The 18443-nt window shown below is 33.5% G+C and carries 16 protein-coding genes and 1 tRNA gene; 2 read left to right on the top strand and 15 right to left on the bottom strand.

All coding sequences use genetic code 11. From position 1 onward, the window contains the following. Window positions 1–117: 117 nt before the first annotated feature. Together C8D80_RS05325 and rpe are read left to right on the top strand one after the other, a co-directional pair. The gene (locus tag C8D80_RS05325) at window positions 118–981 is read left to right on the top strand and encodes a sigma-70 family RNA polymerase sigma factor (RefSeq protein ID WP_008256407.1); all 864 of its coding nucleotides are present in this window, start codon (window positions 118–120) and stop codon (window positions 979–981) included. A 253-nt stretch (window positions 982–1234) separates the two neighbouring features. Beyond that, window positions 1235–1894, top strand: a complete 660-nt coding sequence (gene rpe / locus C8D80_RS05330) for a ribulose-phosphate 3-epimerase (RefSeq protein WP_133608158.1) — start codon at window positions 1235–1237, stop codon at window positions 1892–1894. Between the two features lie 41 nt (window positions 1895–1935). Here the strand turns inward: rpe and C8D80_RS05335 are convergent, their stop codons facing one another. The 15 genes from C8D80_RS05335 to C8D80_RS05405 all read right to left on the bottom strand — a co-directional run bounded on the left by C8D80_RS05335 (window position 1936) and on the right by C8D80_RS05405 (window position 18427). Continuing rightward, window positions 1936–2355: a CBS domain-containing protein gene (locus C8D80_RS05335; RefSeq protein ID WP_133608160.1), complete on the bottom strand. Its 420-nt coding sequence runs from the start codon at window positions 2353–2355 to the stop codon at window positions 1936–1938. 69 nt (window positions 2356–2424) lie between these two features. Beyond that, complete coding sequence (locus C8D80_RS05340) at window positions 2425–3303, bottom strand: zinc-dependent peptidase (protein ID WP_133608162.1); 879 nt, start codon at window positions 3301–3303, stop codon at window positions 2425–2427. Window positions 3304–3359: 56 nt separating this feature from the next. Then, window positions 3360–3433 (bottom strand) — tRNA-Arg (locus tag C8D80_RS05345). 45 nt (window positions 3434–3478) lie between these two features. Next, entirely contained in the window at window positions 3479–3928 is a 450-nt protein-coding gene (locus C8D80_RS05350) for a GatB/YqeY domain-containing protein (protein ID WP_133608164.1), read from the bottom strand. Window positions 3929–4063: 135 nt separating this feature from the next. Next, entirely contained in the window at window positions 4064–6037 is a 1974-nt protein-coding gene (gene ftsZ / locus C8D80_RS05355) for a cell division protein FtsZ (RefSeq protein WP_133608166.1), read from the bottom strand. Between the two features lie 11 nt (window positions 6038–6048). Next, window positions 6049–7428 (bottom strand): cell division protein FtsA, encoded by a 1380-nt coding sequence (ftsA, locus tag C8D80_RS05360; protein ID WP_133608168.1) that lies wholly within the window; start codon window positions 7426–7428, stop codon window positions 6049–6051. A gap of 8 nt (window positions 7429–7436) precedes the next feature. Beyond that, window positions 7437–8159, bottom strand: coding sequence for a cell division protein FtsQ/DivIB (locus tag C8D80_RS05365; protein ID WP_133608170.1), 723 nt, complete (start codon window positions 8157–8159; stop codon window positions 7437–7439). Further along, window positions 8146–9492, bottom strand: a complete 1347-nt coding sequence (gene murC, locus C8D80_RS05370; RefSeq protein ID WP_133608172.1) for a UDP-N-acetylmuramate--L-alanine ligase — start codon at window positions 9490–9492, stop codon at window positions 8146–8148. Before murC ends, C8D80_RS05365 begins: the two co-directional genes overlap by 14 nt. Before the next feature lie 98 nt (window positions 9493–9590). After that, on the bottom strand, window positions 9591–10679 hold the full coding sequence (gene murG, locus C8D80_RS05375) for an undecaprenyldiphospho-muramoylpentapeptide beta-N-acetylglucosaminyltransferase (RefSeq protein WP_133608174.1): 1089 nt from the start codon (window positions 10677–10679) through the stop codon (window positions 9591–9593). Next, window positions 10680–12032: an FtsW/RodA/SpoVE family cell cycle protein gene (locus C8D80_RS05380; protein WP_133608176.1), complete on the bottom strand. Its 1353-nt coding sequence runs from the start codon at window positions 12030–12032 to the stop codon at window positions 10680–10682. A 12-nt stretch (window positions 12033–12044) separates the two neighbouring features. Beyond that, window positions 12045–13379 (bottom strand): UDP-N-acetylmuramoyl-L-alanine--D-glutamate ligase, encoded by a 1335-nt coding sequence (gene murD / locus C8D80_RS05385; protein ID WP_133608179.1) that lies wholly within the window; start codon window positions 13377–13379, stop codon window positions 12045–12047. A gap of 1 nt (window position 13380) precedes the next feature. Next, window positions 13381–14601 (bottom strand): phospho-N-acetylmuramoyl-pentapeptide-transferase, encoded by a 1221-nt coding sequence (gene mraY / locus C8D80_RS05390; RefSeq protein ID WP_133608181.1) that lies wholly within the window; start codon window positions 14599–14601, stop codon window positions 13381–13383. A 36-nt stretch (window positions 14602–14637) separates the two neighbouring features. Then, complete coding sequence (locus C8D80_RS05395; protein ID WP_133608183.1) at window positions 14638–16101, bottom strand: UDP-N-acetylmuramoyl-L-alanyl-D-glutamate--2,6-diaminopimelate ligase; 1464 nt, start codon at window positions 16099–16101, stop codon at window positions 14638–14640. Further along, entirely contained in the window at window positions 16098–18080 is a 1983-nt protein-coding gene (locus C8D80_RS05400; RefSeq protein WP_133608185.1) for a penicillin-binding protein, read from the bottom strand. The genes C8D80_RS05395 and C8D80_RS05400 overlap by 4 nt, the downstream gene beginning before the upstream one ends. Further along, the gene (locus C8D80_RS05405) at window positions 18071–18427 is read right to left on the bottom strand and encodes an FtsL-like putative cell division protein (RefSeq protein ID WP_133608187.1); all 357 of its coding nucleotides are present in this window, start codon (window positions 18425–18427) and stop codon (window positions 18071–18073) included. The genes C8D80_RS05400 and C8D80_RS05405 overlap by 10 nt, the downstream gene beginning before the upstream one ends. Between the last annotated feature and the right edge of the window lie 16 nt (window positions 18428–18443).

Below are 18443 nucleotides of genomic sequence, written 5' to 3' on the forward strand. Positions count from 1 at the left end.
AACCCCAATTCAACTAAATGAATTGGGGTTTTTAAATTTATTTTATTTTTTTGTAACTTTTTTGCAACCTGCTACGTATAACAACTAGAACTTTTAAAAAGTAAGGAGAAAAATTCAATGAGACAACTTAAAATTACCAAGCAGGTTACCAATCGTGAAACCGCTTCCTTAGACAAATACCTACAAGAAATTGGAAAAGTTGACCTTATTACTGCTGACGAAGAAGTAGAATTAGCACAAAGAATTAAAGCCGGAGATCAACGCGCTTTAGAAAAATTAACAAAAGCTAATTTACGTTTCGTAGTTTCAGTAGCAAAACAATATCAAAATCAAGGACTTACACTTCCTGATTTAATTAACGAAGGAAATTTAGGATTAATTAAAGCTGCACAACGTTTTGATGAAACGCGTGGATTCAAATTCATTTCATATGCTGTATGGTGGATTCGTCAATCGATTCTTCAAGCTTTGGCAGAACAATCTCGTATCGTTCGTTTACCATTAAACAAAATTGGTTCTATCAATAAAATCAACAAAATGTATGCGTTGTTAGAACAATCTAATGAGCGTCCGCCTTCTGCTGAAGAAATTGCAAAAGAATTAGATATGACTGTAAATGATGTAAAAGAGTCTATGAAAAACTCTGGTCGTCATTTATCTATGGATGCTCCTCTAGTTGAAGGAGAAGATTCTAACTTATATGACGTTTTACGTTCAGGTGAATCTCCAAATCCAGATAGAGAATTAATTCACGAATCATTACAAACTGAAATCGAAAGAGCATTAGAAACATTAACTCCTAGAGAAGCTGATGTTGTGCGTTTATACTTTGGTTTAGGTGACCAGCACCCAATGACTTTAGAAGAAATTGGAGAAACTTTCGACTTAACTCGTGAGCGTGTTCGTCAAATTAAAGAGAAAGCTATCAGAAGATTAAAACATACTTCTAGAAGTAAAATATTAAAAACATATTTAGGATAACACTTCGACAAGTTCAGTGTGACACTATAAAGACAACAACAGTCTAAGACTGTTCGTTTTTTGATTGATGATTGAAACCTCGGCTGATTACCGAGGTTTTATTTTTTTTTAAAAACTTCAAAATTCAACATTCCAAGTTGAATATTCAAAATTCAAAAAATAAAAGTTTATAATTTGTACATTTGCAAAAAGATTGAATATTCAATGTTGAACAAAGAATTTTGAAATCTGCAACAAACAACATAACTACAACATGAAAAACACACTTATTGCTCCATCAGTTCTTGCAGCTGATTTTGCTAATTTACAACGCGACATCGAAATGATTAATACTAGTGAAGCGGATTGGTTTCACATTGATATTATGGATGGCGTTTTTGTTCCAAATATTTCTTTTGGAATGCCTGTTTTAGATGCAATCAACAAACACGCAAAAAAAACTATTGATGTTCACTTGATGATTGTTGACCCAGATAGATATATTACAACTTTTAAAAAATTAGGAGCTGATGTTTTAACAGTTCATTACGAAGCTTGTACTCATTTACATAGAACGCTTCAGGCAATCAAAGCAGAAGGCATGAAAGCTGGAGTAGCTTTAAATCCACACACTAACGTAGATTTATTAGAAGATGTGATTCAAGATATAGATTTAGTGTGTATTATGAGTGTGAATCCTGGTTTTGGAGGTCAATCTTTCATTGAAAACACTTATGCTAAAGTTGAAAAACTAAAAGCATTAATTAATAGAAAAAACGCATCCACTTTAATTGAAATTGATGGCGGCGTAACCAATAAAAACGCAAAACAATTAGCTGATGCAGGAGCTGATGTTTTAGTAGCTGGAAGTTATGTTTTTGGAGCTCAGAACCCAATTGCCACCATTACAGATTTAAAACAAATAACAAAATAATTCAAAAAAGCCTAACACTTCAAAATGTTAGGCTTTTTAATTTAATATTGATCGATTAAGTATTTAATTAAATCAGTTGTTGTGACTATCCCTACCAACAACTCTCCTTCACAAACAGGAAGCGCATGAAACTCTTTAGTCGATAAAATTTGGGCCGCTTCTTTAATAGTGGTTTCAGGAGAAATCGAAACTATTTTTTTAGCCATTACTTGCTCCACTGTAAACATATTATATACCGTAGTATCTACTACATCTTCGTCGTCATCAATAGCATCTGCAAACGAAATGCGCAACAAATCGGTATAACTTAACATTCCCACAATTTTATTACTGTAAACCACCGGAATGTGTCTTATATGGTGCTTTTTGAACAAGCTTTCCGCTTTTGTTAAATCATCTGATAAGTTCAACTTCACTACATTTTTTGTCATGATAGTTGACACGGGCACTTTTTGTTTCATAATACCGAAATTTTAATGACATAAAGTTACTCAATATATCGGCACAAAAACATGATAGATATCAGTATTTTAAACTATAGCCGAAATAAAACACTTTTCATTATAATTAATCATATGCTTGACCCTCAAGAATATAGATGGGAATTTTGCCTTGAATTCCTGTGGTGACTCAAAAAAGTACTCCAATAATACAGCAACAAATTCAAACTGATTTTCGTAAGCATAATCTCTTAAAAATCCAGAATCAATAAGTTTTTGTTTCATCTGTGGATTAGACACAATTCGGAATAAACTCTGTAATGATTCATTGAACAAAACAAAAGTAACTTTATCACTTTTTAAAGATTGAATATGAAAAGCGTGTGTAAACTCATGTAATCCTAAATTCAAATTATCATTATCAATATCAATTCCTTCTTTAAAATGTTTCCAGGAAAAAGCAACATTTTCAAGTCTTGGGTTAAATTCTCCTTTGTGATAATTTTCTGTTTGAGAAGAATAATAAATATCAGGGAAAATCAAAATAGTTTTAAACAATGGATTCAAATATTCTCGCATTCCAAAAGTCAACATCACGTATGTAGCCGAAATAGTAACTCGCATTTCTTCTGTTACTGATATATCTTGCCCAACAAATTCATAATTTGAAATAAACTTAGCTACTCTGTGCTCAAAATATTTTTTGTAGCGAGGTTTTAATCGGTTATAAAAAGGAAAATTAATCGTTAAAACTTGCTTTTGACTATCACTTAAATTTCTAAAACTTACATTAGCAAAAACCACTAAAGGCTTTTTATAGTTTCGTAAATAAATAATTTCCACCACATAAAACGAAAAGAATAGGAATAAACCCATCAGTGGCGCTATCAGAATAAACATTCCAATATAGTCGCCTAAAAATAGTTCATATTTGTCTTCTGGATTTAATCCAATTTGTGTACTTATCATATTTACAAATAACGCAAAAAATAAAAAAAACGCCAAGAAATCTTGACGTTTATTTGTGACCTCGGCAGGGTTCGAACCTGCAACCCTCAGAGCCGAAATCTGATATTCTATCCAGTTGAACTACGAAGCCATTTTAGTGAATAGTAACTAGTGATTAGCTAATTACTAGTTACTATTATACTAATAATTTCTTTACAATTCCAGAAATTACTTTCCCTTCTGCTTGTCCTCCTATTTGAGCTGAAGCTAATCCCATAACTTTTCCCATAGAAGCAATACCTGAAGCACCTGTTTCAGCTATTATTTTAGCAATTACCGCTTCTACTTCTTCTTCTGATAACTGAGCTGGTAAAAACTTCTCAATTACGGCGATTTGTGCTAATTCTGGTTCTGCCAAATCAGGACGATTTTGTGTCGTGAAGATTTCAGCACTATCCTTACGCATCTTAACCAAACGTTGTAACATTTTGATCTCTTGATCTTCTGACAAACCATCTCCTGCACCAGCTTCTGTTTTGGCTAAAATAATTGCCGATTTGATAGCTCTTAATGCTTCTAAAGCTACACTATCTTTTGCCTTCATGGCTTCCTTCATGTGATCCATGATTTTTGCTTCTAAACTCATATTGTATTTTTTATTTATTGTAGTTGATTTATGTCCAAACCCTAGAAAAAGGTTTTACAAACATGGTGCAAAGGTAATAAAAAAACCCGAAAATTGCTCTTCGGGTTTCTTAGTGTAGGTTAGTTTGTTGTAGATTTAATCCACATTATCGTGTAGGAATGAATTGTTTGAACGCAATTGAATATCGTCGTTACTATCAGTTCCTAAAGACATTCTAGATTGATTGCTAGCAGTGTTTGGTGTAGATGTTACATCAAACCCCATTCTTTTATAGGCAGGAATTCTTTCAAACTCATCAATTTGCGAAGCACTATTGTTGAATTTATGATTGAATTCTTTCATTTTTCTTTTACGTTCGTCGGCTCTAAGTTTTAATGTATCTTCGATTGACATTTCTAAAGGCGAAGTATTATCTAATTGATGTGCATCTTCAAATTTTTGAACATTCGTTTTCATAGTGAAGTTTAACTCTTCATCAATTGGTTCAGCTACAATTTCGACTGGCTTAGAAGCTACTAATTCGTTTTCTTTTTCTAAATAATCCTCTAACGAATATTTGATAATTCCGTTTTGATTAACTTCTGTAACCGGAACAACGTTTATAGGATCTTTTACTTCCATAGCACGTGTTTCAGGCGTTAATTCGAAAACAATTGTATTCTCTTTAACTTCTTCTTTTGCAGCGAATAAATCCAAAGAAAAACTCACTTCTTCAGTTGCTACAACAAATTCTGGATCTTTTACTTCGATTTCTCTGATTTGAGGTGTAATGATTTCGAAAGTTGGCGCTACATTTGGGCTAACTACTTCAAAAGTTACATCAATATTCTTTAAAAACTCAGTTGTAGGAACTAAATCAATTGCTGCTACTGGTGTATGAATTTCGAAAACTGGCTCTTCAACTTCTTCTTCTAAAGTAAAAACAACTTTTTGTTCTACCACTTCATCACAAATAGGATTGATAATATCCGCTTTAATTTCTGTTTCAATTGGAGATTCAAAAATTGGCTCATTAACCGGAAGACTTGCAATTGTTTTATTCAACAATTCGTGAACAATTTTTTGTTCGTCTTCTAAAGAATGAATAATTTTCTTAGGCTCCGTATTAACGATTTCTGCTTGTTGTTCGATATTAAAACCTGTAGCAATTACCGTTACCGAAATTGCTTCACCTAAAGCTTCTTCTTCACCAACACCCATAATGATGTTTGCGTTGTAACCAGCTTCAGATTGAATGAAATCATTGATTTCTCCGATTTCATCGATTGTGATTTCGTTAGCTTCATCAGTTCCAGAAACGATTAACAACAATACGTTTTTAGCACCTGTGATTTTATTATCATTCAATAATGGAGAATCTAATGCGCTTGAAATCGCTTGTTTTGCTCTATCTGAACCTGCTGCAGTTGCAGAACCCATGATTGCTGTTCCGCTGTTTGACAACACGGTTTTAGCATCTTTAAGGTCAATATTTTGAGTATAGTGGTGTGTAATAACTTCAGCAATTCCTCTTGACGCAGTAGCTAACACTTCGTCAGCCTTTGAGAAACCAGCTTTGAAACCTAAGTTTCCGTATACTTCACGTAATTTATTATTATTGATAACAACTAAAGAATCTACTTGTTTACGTAAACGTTCTACTCCGGCTAACGCTTGCTCAGAGCGAACTTTTCCTTCAAATTGAAAAGGAATCGTAACAATACCCACTGTTAAAATGTCACGCTCTTTTGCCAATTGCGCAATTACAGGAGCTGCACCAGTTCCAGTTCCTCCACCCATTCCTGCAGTGATGAAAACCATTTTGGTGTTGCTATCCAACATTTTCTCAATTTCAGCGATACTTTCTATTGCAGATTGTTGACCTACTTCAGGGTTTGCGCCCGCACCTAATCCTTCGGTAAGGTTAACACCCAACTGAATTTTATTCGGTACTGGACTATTTTGTAATGCCTGAGAATCAGTATTACAAACTATAAAATCAACACCTTTAATGCCTTGTTTAAACATGTGGTTTATGGCATTACTACCTCCACCTCCAACGCCAATTACTTTAATTACGTTAGATTGGTTTTTAGGTAAATCGAATGAAATGTTTCCAAATTCTGACATAGTATCTCCTTTTATTCTGCGTTATCTAAAAATTCTTTAATCTTATCTATATACTTATCAAAAAACGAACGTTTGATTCTATCATCCGTTGTTTCTGTTTTGATAGGTTGAGTAGCTTTTGGCTCCTCTTTTTCTTCCTCGATAATTGGTTCTTCAACCACAACTTGAGGACGAGCCACCACTACTGGCTCTTCTTTTTTCATTTCTACAAATGGAGTAGCACTTTTTGTATTGTTTCTAATACTGTTCATTACTAAACCAACTGCTGTAGCATATAATGGACTTGACAACTCTTCGTCTGAATCTCCAGCTAAATGCTCGTTTGGATAACCAATTCTAGTATCCATTCCTGTAATGTATTCAACTAGTTGTTTGATGTGTTGCAATTGCGCTCCACCTCCAGTTAATACAATACCTGCAATTAGTTTTTTCTTAGGATCTTCGTGTCCGTACAATTTAATTTCAGCATATACTTGTTCAATGATTTCCACAACTCTAGCGTGAATAATTTTCGACAAGTTTTTTAATGAAATTTCTTTTGGCTCTCTACCTCTTAATCCAGGAATAGAAACAATTTCATTGTCTTTATTTTCTCCTGGCCAAGCCGAACCAAAACGAGTTTTCAATAACTCTGCTTGTTTTTCAATAATCGAACATCCTTCTTTAATATCTTCCGTTATCACGTTTCCTCCAAAAGGAATAACAGCTGTATGACGAATGATTCCATCTTTAAAAATGGCTAAATCGGTTGTTCCTCCACCTATATCTATCAAAGCAACTCCTGCTTCTTTTTCTTCTTGACTTAATACTGCATCAGCCGAAGCTAATGGTTCTAATGTTAATCCAGATAATTCTAATCCGGCACTTTTGATACATCTTCCTAAATTACGAATCGAAGCCGCTTGCCCTACTACTACGTGGAAACTAGATTCTAATCTTCCACCATACATTCCAATAGGTTCTTTAATTTCGGCTTGACCGTCGATTTTAAATTCTTGTGGTAACACGTGAATAATTTCTTCACCTGGCAACATCGCTAATTTATGAACCTGACCAATCAATGCATCGATATCGGCATCTCCAATTACTTCTTCTGCATTTGGACGACTGATATAATCACTATGTTGAATACTACGAATGTGTTGCCCAGCAATACCTACCACAACATCATTAATTTTATAACCTGAATCATTCTCCGCATCAGCAACTGCTTGCTGAATAGATTGTATGGTTTGTGTAATATTATTTACAACACCTCTATGAACACCCAAGCTTTTAGATTTTCCTACTCCAAGAATCTCTAGCTTTCCGTATTCATTCTTCTTCCCTATCATTGCTACAATTTTAGTTGTACCAATGTCTAATCCTACTGCAATGTTGTCTTTGTTCATAACTCTAACTATTTCTTACAAACCACTTGTTGTGTAAACATAACGTTTACCTCTTTATAACTTTTAATCAATGTATCTTTTATCGCATGATGAAAAAACGCTTTATAATTCTTTAGCTTTTTTTCAACATTTATTGGTTTCCCAAATGCTATTTTATAATCATAACTTCTATTGGTTAACACCACATTTCCTGAAGCCATAACCTGTGCGCCAGTAATATTTTTACTTAAGAAATCATCTTTTTTGATTTCGTTAAATAAGAACAAAAACGGCTTGCAATTTTCTTCACTTATTTCGCCAGTAACTAGCGGAACTCGTGCTGAAAAATTCTCCGACAACGACATTCTATATCCTTTTGAATCAAGATAATAGCTTTCATTATCAGTAATAACTCTTACGATTGGGGTCTTTTGAGTAATACGCGTATTTAGAAATCCGTCTACTGTTGAAAAAACTTGTGCTTTTTCAATCATCTCGTGATCATCGAGAACAGTTTCTAAAGTATTCAAATCTAATTTATCTTTTTGAATTGATGATGTACCTCCCAAATTTTGTATTAACAAGTTATTAACCATTTCATGTGTTAAAAACATATTCTCATTCGACTCGAATTTGATGTATATCTTACTGATTTTGCGCTCACTATTCCTCTTTACAGAAAAAGAGTAAAGGAAAATCATTGTAAAAATGATTAACACCAAGCGAATAGTATGCCAATTAATTCTTTTCATGAAGCGCTTTTTTTAGATCTTTTACAAGCTCACCAATGTCGCCTGCGCCAATAGTTATGAACACATCAGCATCTGAATTTTCAAAAGCCGTGAACAACTCGTCTTTACTTACTAATTTCTTATTTGGATTGTCAATTTTATTCAACAACCAAGTCGAATTTACACCTTCCATTGGCAACTCGCGAGCAGGATAAATTTCCATCAATAAAATCTCATCAAATTGACTTAAACTTTCTGCAAAACCATCTACAAAATCCTTCGTTCTACTGAACAAATGTGGTTGAAAAGCTGCAATTATTTTTTTACCTGGATATAATTCTCGAACCGCTTGATGCACCGCGTTAATTTCAGTTGGATGATGTGCATAATCATCAATATAAACTAATTTTTCTTCTCTAATTTGAAATGAAAAACGTCTTCTTACTCCTTTAAAACTTGCTAATGCTGCAATGATTTTTTCATTTGAAACACCATAAGATTTCGCCATGGCAAAAGCTAATAATGCGTTAGTCAAATTATGATGGCCAGGTAATCCAAATTTTACATTTTGAACCACTTCAGTTGGTGTTTTTACGTCAAACACATAAAACCCGTTTTCAATTCGGATGTTTTGAGCCGAAAAATCAGCATCATTGTTTACACCAATCGTATTTCCTTCTAGTGGTAAACCTTTGATTACGTATAAATTTTCGCTTGATGTTTTAGCTGCAAATTCTCTGAATGATTCTTCAATACTTGCTGCATCACCATAAATATCTAAATGGTCGGCATCCATTGAAGTAACGCAAGAAACATTAGGATGTAAATGCAAGAAAGAACGATCAAATTCATCTGCTTCTACAACTGTAACTGTTTTACCTGAACCGATTAAATTGGAATTGTAATTTTCAACAATTCCGCCTAAAAAAGCAGTAACATCAACACCACTTTCATATAAAACGTGACCTAAAATACTTGATGTTGTAGTTTTTCCGTGTGTTCCTGCAACAGCGAAACAATAGGTATCTTTTGTTATGATTCCCAAAACTTCAGCACGTTTTTTAATATTGTATTCTCTTTCAATGAAATAGTTCCATTCGGAATGCGAAACTGGAACGGCTGGCGTTACGATTACTAATGTATTTTCTACATAGAAATCGGCTGGAATTAGACTGATATTATCTTCAAAATGAATTTCTAAACCGATATCTTGCAATTCATCTGTTAACTGCGTTGGTGTTTTGTCATAACCCACTACTTTTTTTCCAATGTATTGAAAATAGCGAGCAAGAGCACTCATTCCGATGCCTCCGATTCCGATGAAATAAACGTTATGTATTTGATTTAGATTCATTTTTCAAATTCAATTTCAAGTTCAAAATTCAATTTCAAACTTTTATTACTTACTTTTTTATTGAGCTTGTTCTTGTAATTGAACTTGCCCTTGAAATATTATTTTATTAGCTTTATTATCTCTTCAACAATATCTTTTGTTGCGTTTGGCTTAGCTAATTTTTTTATGTTTTGACTTAATTCTGATTTCTTACTTTCGTTTGAAATTAAATCAGAAAAAATCGTTTCAAATTGCGTTTCTAATTCAGATTCTTTGATTAAAATGGCTCCGTTTTTATCTGAAATTGCTTTAGCATTTTTAGTTTGATGATCTTCGGCTACGTTTGGTGACGGAATGAAAATCGTTGGTTTTCCCACAATGCATAATTCCGAAACGGATGATGCACCTGAACGAGAAATCACTACATCTGCAGCAGCGTAAACCAAATCCATTCTATCAATAAACGCTACTACCTGAACGTTGTCTTTCTCAGTATATTTTGAGTAATCGTTCAAATATAATTTTCCGCATTGCCAAATGATTTGAATGTTCTGACTCAATAGAAAATCCAATTCTTTCTCAATTAATTGATTGATTCTTCTAGCACCTAAACTTCCGCCTAAAACCAAAAGTGTTTTTTTATTCGCATCTAAATTAAAATAAGCTATAGCTTCGCTTTTACTCGCTTCATTAATCAAATCTTGACGCACTGGATTTCCAGTTAATATCATTTTATCTTTTGGAAAAAATCGCTCCAAATTTTCGTATGCGACACAAATCTTATTCGCTCTTTTTGCCAATAATTTATTGGTAATTCCAGGATATGAATTTTGCTCTTGAATTACTGTTGGAATATTCAACATGGATGCCGCTTTCAAGACTGCTCCACTTGCAAAACCTCCAGTTCCAATAACAACATCTGGCTTAAAACTTTTGATGATTTTGAATGAATTCCACATACTCGAAGCCAACTTTAAAGGAAACATTGCGTTATCCAAAGTCAGCTTGCGTTGAATTCCTGAAATCCATAATCCTTTGATTGCATAACCTGCTTGAGGCACTTTTTGCATTTCCATTTTATCTTTGGCACCTACAAAAAGGAACTCCGCATCTGGAAAACGATTTTTTAATTCGTTTGCAATCGCAACAGCTGGATAAATATGTCCACCTGTACCGCCACCGCTAATTATGAATCTTGGATTTTTCATCTATCTTTTATTTAAAACTGCGTTCATTGGATTTTGTCCGTTTACTAACACATCTCCATTCTCATCTTCAATTAAAGATTCTCTAATGGAACTTTTAATATCGTTTATTTTCTGCTGATTTTCATCTGCTTCTTTATCTTCGTTTAACGCTACTTGTGCATCAATAATTTGTTGTAACGCTTCATCACGTTTGCGTTTTTCTTCTAAATCCAATGCTACTTCTTCTTCTTTCTTCGTCACACTTAAAATAATTCCAATCGCAATACACGTCATCCAAATAGAAGTTCCTCCACTACTAATCAATGGCAAAGGCTGACCTGTCACTGGAAGTAATTCTACGGCAACTCCCATATTGATAAACGCCTGAAATATAATTGGAAATCCGAGTCCGATGATTAATAGTTTTCCGAATAAAGTCGTTGCTTTTTGAGCATCAATTATAAATCGGATAAACAATAGTAAATACAAAAAGATGATTCCGACAGCACCTACTAAACCGTACTCTTCCACAATTATGGCAAAAATAAAATCAGAAGAAGATTGAGGTAAAAAGTTTTTCTGAACACTTTTTCCTGGACCTAATCCTTTTATCCCACCGGATGCGATGGCTATTTTTGCTTTTTCAATTTGGTAATCATCTTCATTAGGTTTATCATCGAAGAAACTATCAATACGACTCATCCATGTATCAACACGGTTTGGCATTGCGTCTGGAAAAGCTTTTGCTACCAAAATAAACATCGTTAAACTCACAATTCCTGCTCCAATTATAATTCCGAGATATCGCATTGGGTATTGTCCAATGAAAACCAACATACATACCATTGAAAAAATCAAAGCAGTTGTTGAAAAGTTCGCTGGAAGCACTAATGCTAAAATGGCAAAAACTGGCGCCCACAATTCTAATAAGGAATCTTTAAACGAATATTCTTTATCGCTTACTTTTGCTAAATAGCGAGCTACATAAATCATTAACACGATAAAAGCCAACGTAGAAGTCTGAAAACCAATACCTATAAAAGGAATTTGTATCCAACGACTGGCATTTGCACCATCAATAACAGTTCCTTTAAATAAAGTATAAACTAATAACAATATTACTAACGGAATTCCGAAAATAGAAAGTGCTTTAAAGTAATGATAAGGCGTTTTGTGAATAAAAAATATGATTCCGAAACCCAACATTACATGTATAAAATGTTTGAACAAATAGCCAATCGTAGTTCCTTTTCCGATAACGTAAACTAAATTAGTACTAGCACTATACACTGGCAAAAACGAGATAAGAGCCAATAGAAAAACTATAGCCCAAATGGTTTTATCTCCTCTTATTTTACCAATGATATCAAACATTTCTATCTGTTATTATAAATTATAAATTGCTTGTTTAAATTGTTTTCCTCTGTCTTCGTAGTTTTCAAACAAATCGAAACTTGCACAAGCTGGCGATAACAACACGCTATCTCCTTTTTCAGCTAAACGTTGTGCTAATTGAACTGCTTCAGACATTGAAGTAGTTTCCACCATAACATCCACCACATTATTAAAAGCATTGATGATTTTTGTATTGTCAACACCTAAACAAACGATTGCTTTTACTTTTTCACGAACTAATGGCATCAATTCATCGTAATCATTTCCCTTATCAACACCACCTACAATCCAAACCGTTGGTGTACTCATGCTATCCAAAGCATAAAAAACCGAATTTACATTCGTAGCCTTAGAATCGTTGATGTATTGCACACCTTGAATTTTCAATACTTTTTCTAAGCGATGTTCTACACCTTGAAAATTAGTCAAACTTTCTCTGATGGTCTGTTTTCTAATATTCAACAATTGTGCTACAGCAGTTGCTGCCATTGCATTCTTGATGTTGTGTTTTCCTTCTAGTGCTAGTTCGTTGATTGGCATAGTAAATATTTCGTTTTTAATAGTGCTGTTAATGTTGTTATTTTCTATAAATCCTCCATCTTTTTCAGGTTTTCCTGTTAATGAAAAAGGAACTTTATTTGCTTTAATTGAATTCTTGTTTAGCCAATTTTGAATCGCATCGTCTTCATTGTCATAAATCAAATAATCGGCTTCTGTTTGATTTTTTGTAATTCTAAATTTTGAATTGATATACAAACTGTAATCGTAATTATATCTATCTAAGTGATCTGGACTAATATTGGTCAAAATCGCGATGTGTGGCTTGTAATTGATGATACCGTCTAACTGAAAACTGCTCAATTCCAATACATAAATATCGTGCTTGTTTTCGGCTACTTGCCAAGCGAAGCTTTTTCCAATATTTCCTGCTAATCCTACATTTAATCCACCTTGTTTTAACAAATGATACGTCAACAATGTTGTCGTTGTTTTTCCATTACTTCCTGTGATTCCAACTGTTGTAGCATCTGTAAACTGAATCGCAAATTCTATTTCAGATATTACTGGAATTCCTTTTTCAATTAGCTTTTTTACGACAGGAGCTTTTTCGGGAATTCCTGGACTTTTCATTACTACATCGGCATTCAGAATTAATTCTTCTGTGTGCTTTTCATCTTCCCAAGCGATTCCATTAATAGTAAGAACTTCTTTATAATTTTCTTTTATTTTTCCAAAATCCGACACAAAAACATCATAACCTTTTTTCTTTCCTAAGATGGCGGTTCCTACTCCACTTTCGCCTCCGCCTAAAACTACCAGTCGCATCTTATCTTAATTTTAAAGAAACAAGTGAGAAAATCGCTAATAGAATTCCGACAATCCAAAAGCGAGTTACAATTCTACTTTCGTGATAACCTTTTTTCTGATAATGATGGTGCAATGGTGACATTAGGAAAATTCTTCTTCCTTCACCAAATTTCTTTTTAGTGTATTTAAAATAACTCACCTGAATTATTACTGATAAATTTTCGGCTAAGAAAATTCCGCAAACTACAGGTATCATTAATTCTTTACGAATAGCAATTGCAATTACAGCGATAATACCACCAATAGTTAAACTTCCCGTATCACCCATAAATACTGAAGCTGGATAAGCGTTGTACCAAAGAAATCCAACCAAAGCTCCAACGAATGCTGCGATGTAAACCGTCATTTCACCAGAGTTTGGAATATACATGATGTTCAAATAATCAGAGAAAATGATATTACCTGATACGAAAGTGAACAAACCGAGTGTCAGTACCGAAATTGCGGAAGTTCCTGCGGCTAAACCGTCAATACCATCCGTAAGATTGGCGCCGTTTGAAACTGCTGTGATGATTAAAATTACCATTGGAATAAAAATCAACCAAGCGTAATCTTTGTAATCATCGCCCATGAACGATAACACTTCTGCGTAATCAAATTCGTTATTTTTCAAAAAAGGAATAGTGGTTGCTGTCGATTTTTCTTCTAAATCAGCAGGTTTGATATTGTTCTCGATTTTTACTCTTGAAGTTAAAGTATCTTTTCTAACGGTTACATCTGGACTAAAATACAAAACGGTTCCTACAATTAAACCTAATCCAACTTGCCCAATTACTTTAAAAATTCCTTTTAAACCTTGTTTATCTTTCTTGAAAATTTTAATGTAATCATCAATAAAACCAATGACTCCCATCCAAATTGTAGTTACAATCAATAAAATGATGTAAATGTTATTCAACTTAGCCAATAACAAAACTGGAATTAAAGTCGCCAAAATGATGATGATTCCACCCATTGTTGGTGTTCCTGCTTTTGCAGTTTGCCCTTCTAAACCAAGTTCACGAACCGTTTCACCCACTTGTTGGTTTCTCAAATAGTTGATGATTTTTTTTCCGTAAATCGTAGCAATTAACAACGACAAAATAAAAGCTAATGCCGAGCGAAAAGTAATATATTGAAAAACTCCTGCTCCAGGAACATCAAAGGCTTTGTCTAAGTATTGAAAGATGTAGTATAACATATTGTTTGCTTAGTTTTAAAGGTTAATTGTTGGCTTTTATTTGTTTAATTGTTGTAATAATTCAGTTACTATTTGTAAATCGTCAAAATCGTGACGGACTCCGTTAATTTCTTGATATGTTTCATGACCTTTCCCTGCGATTAGAATAATATCGTTAGGATTTGCCAATTGACAAGCGGTTTTAATAGCTTGCTTTCTATCTAAAATGGAAACTGTTTTTTTGAAATTTTGAGGCTCTACCCCTTTTTCCATTTCTTCGATAATCGTTTCAGGATTTTCGGTTCTTGGATTATCTGAGGTAAAAATGGCTTTGTCGCTCATTGATGAAGCAATGTGAGCCATAATTGGTCTTTTTGTTTTATCTCTATCGCCACCACAACCTACAACTGTAATCAATTGTTCGTTTTTTGTACGAATATCATCAATCGTTTTTAATACATTTTCCAATGCATCTGGTGTGTGAGCATAATCTACAATAGCCGTAATTTTAGAATCAGAAACAATAAATTGAAAACGTCCTGAAACACTTTCTAATTCTGAAAGCAAACGCAATGCTTCTACTTTTTCGATTCCTAATTCGACTGCTACTCCATAAATGGCTAGTAAATTATAAGCATTGAAAGAACCAATTAATTTCACCCAAACTTCGTTATCATTGATTTTTAATAACAATCCCGATAATTGGTTTTCTAAGATTTGTGCTTTGTAATCGGCATACGATTTTAAAGCGTAAGTCAATTTCTTAGCTTTTGTATTTTGAAGCATTACCAATCCGTTTTTGTCATCGATATTGGTAATTGCAAAAGCTGATTTAGGTAAATTATCAAAAAATGATTTTTTTACATCGCGATATTCAGCAAATGTATTGTGGTAATCTAAATGATCATGTGATAAATTCGTGAAGACGCCACCTTCAAAACGTAAGGCTTCTGTACGTTTTTGATGAACACCGTGCGAAGAAACTTCCATAAAACAAAATTCGCAACCTTCTTGAATCATTAAATCTAGAAACTTGTTAATAGTTAAAGAATCTGGAGTCGTATGCGTGGCTTTGAATTCTTGTTCGTCAACCATAATTTTAACAGTTGATAACAATCCCACTTTATAACCTGCTTTTTTGAATAATTGATATAATAGTGATGCAATAGTTGTTTTACCATTAGTTCCTGTAACACCAACTAATCTGATATTTTCAGAAGGATTTTCGTAATAATTAGCCGCTAAAAAAGCCAACGCTTCGTTAGCATCTTTTACTTTAATATAAGTAACACCGTTTACGATTACACTAGGAAATTCTTCACAAATTACCGCCACAGCTCCCAGACTTAATGCTTTTTCAATATAATCATGACCATCAGAAAGTGTTCCTCTGATAGCTACGAAAACATCGTTCAATTCAATTTTTCTCGAATCAAATTCAATTTTTGAAATAGTAATATCAGTAGCTCCATGAACTGCTTCAATGTGTACTTTATATAATATGTCTTTTAATTGCTTCACGATAATTCGATTATGATAGTTTGATTTTTGTTAAAAGCTTGTCCTGATGTTAGTGACTGTTTTTTCACTCTTCCCACACCAATTACTTTTACTTTTAATCCTAAATTTTCTAATAATGCTACAGCATCCATTCCTTCCATTCCTTTTACATTTGGAACAACTCGCTCTTCCTTTTCTGCTTTCTTATAATATTCTGCGTAGCTTTTCTCTTGTGAAATTACTTTAGCATCGATATTTTTCACATGATTCGTAGATGGAGAATCGGTAAATATTTTTTGTGCGATTCTTTTGAAAACTGGTCCAGCAACATCGGCTCCGTAATATCCTGCTGCAACATTTGGTTTATGAACAACTACGATACAAGAATATTTAGGTTCATCTGCTGGAAAATACCCTACAAAAGAAGAAGCGTAGTATAATTTCGATTTGTCTTTATAATTCACTTGAGCTGTTCCTGTTTTTCCAGCCATTGAGAAATCTTTGGAATACAATTTAGAGCCTGTTCCTTTCTTTACAACATTTTCCAAAACGGCATGAACTTTATCTAAAGTTTCTTGTGAACAAATTTTCGGATTGATTACTTGGGTATCAAATTTTTTAATTGTTTTATTCCATTCTTTAATTTCACTAACGAAAATTGGTTTTATCATTACTCCATCATTTGCAACCGCATTATATAATGTCAAAGTTTGCAATGGAGTTACTGATAACCCGTATCCAAAGGCCATCCAAGGCAATGCTACTCCCGACCAACGATTTGTTCCTGGTTGTGGAATAACTGGCTTTCCTTCACCTTTTATTGGTAAACCTAGAGGCTTATTCAATCCGTAACTATTGATTCTATCTACAAATTGTTTTGGATTGTCTTTGTAACTATTGTAAACTGATTGTACTAAAACCGTATTGGATGATACTTCAAATCCTCTTGCTAAAGAAATTTTTCCATAACCACCTTTATGTGAATCCCTTACTCTTCTGCCATAATATTGAACTTCACCACCATTTGAATTATAAACCGTACTGGTATCTGCTTTTTTATCATCTAATACCGCAATTAAATCAACTAGTTTAAAAGTAGAACCTGGTTCGTGAGATTCAGTTATAGCGTAATTTTGTGTTTCATAATATGAACCATCATTTGCTCTTCCTAAATTTGAAATTGCTTTGATGTGACCCGTTTTGGTTTCCATAACCACTACACATCCGTGATCAGCACTGTAATACTCTAATTGTTTTAATAAAGCATGGTGAGCAATATCCTGAATGTAAACATCAATTGTAGAAATAATATCGTAACCATCTTGAGGATCTTTCTCGTTGATATCGCTAATTGGTTTCCATTGATTTTTAGCAATTTTTTGCATCATACGATGGCCGTTCTTTCCATTCAAATAATCACGAAAAGCATATTCTAATCCTTTTCCATCTTCGTTTGAACGTTCGTAACCAATGGTTCTTTTTGCAACCAAACCAATTGGATGTTCTCTCACAATTTTTTGCTCGATAATTAATCCTCCTTTGTTCGCCCCTTTATTGAACATTGGGAAAGTTTTCAAACGCATTTGTTCAGTATAACTCAACTTTTTTGCAATGAAAACGTAACGACTTTTATTAGCTCTTGCTTTTTGTAGTTTCGCTTGATAATGCCCAGATGATTTTCCAAACATAACCGATAGTGAATCAGAAAGTCCTTGAACATTCTCTTTAAACAATTCTGGTGTAGGTGCCACCGCATCAAAATAAATAGTGTATTCTGGAATTGATGTTGCTAACAAACTTCCATCAGCCGAGTACACATTTCCTTTGTTGGCTGGAATTGGAAAATTTTTAACCGTTCTTTCTTTTCCTAATTTTCGGTAATAATTACCTTCAACCCATTGAATATTATTCAGTTTAATCAAAATAAATACAGCCATTATGAAGAACATAACAGCTACAAAATACATGCGATACGATATTTTCTTATCTTCTATTGCCATATTTTTAATTTATCCCAAAAACTTTTTTTACTTTCTTTATCTTCAACAACAACTTTTACTGGAGGCACTTCTGAAGGCAGAATTTGACGTGTTTCCATTTTCTTAGCTACCGTAGATTCCATTTTTAACTTCATCAATTCAGAACGACGATCTACAAACTCAGAACGCAATTCTTTAACTTGATTATTTAATTCGGTGATTCGGTAATTTTTTGCATCGTATTGATGATTATTTGCAATAGCAAACATTCCAAGAACCACAAGAAAAACAATGAACTTCCAGTTCTTAAGAGCGTCATCACTAATAAGAAACTTGGCTTTTAATAAACTGTAAATTCCGTCTTTCATATATGTAAAATTTATA

Source organism: Flavobacterium cheniae (assembly GCF_004363695.1).
Lineage (GTDB): Bacteria > Bacteroidota > Bacteroidia > Flavobacteriales > Flavobacteriaceae > Flavobacterium > Flavobacterium cheniae.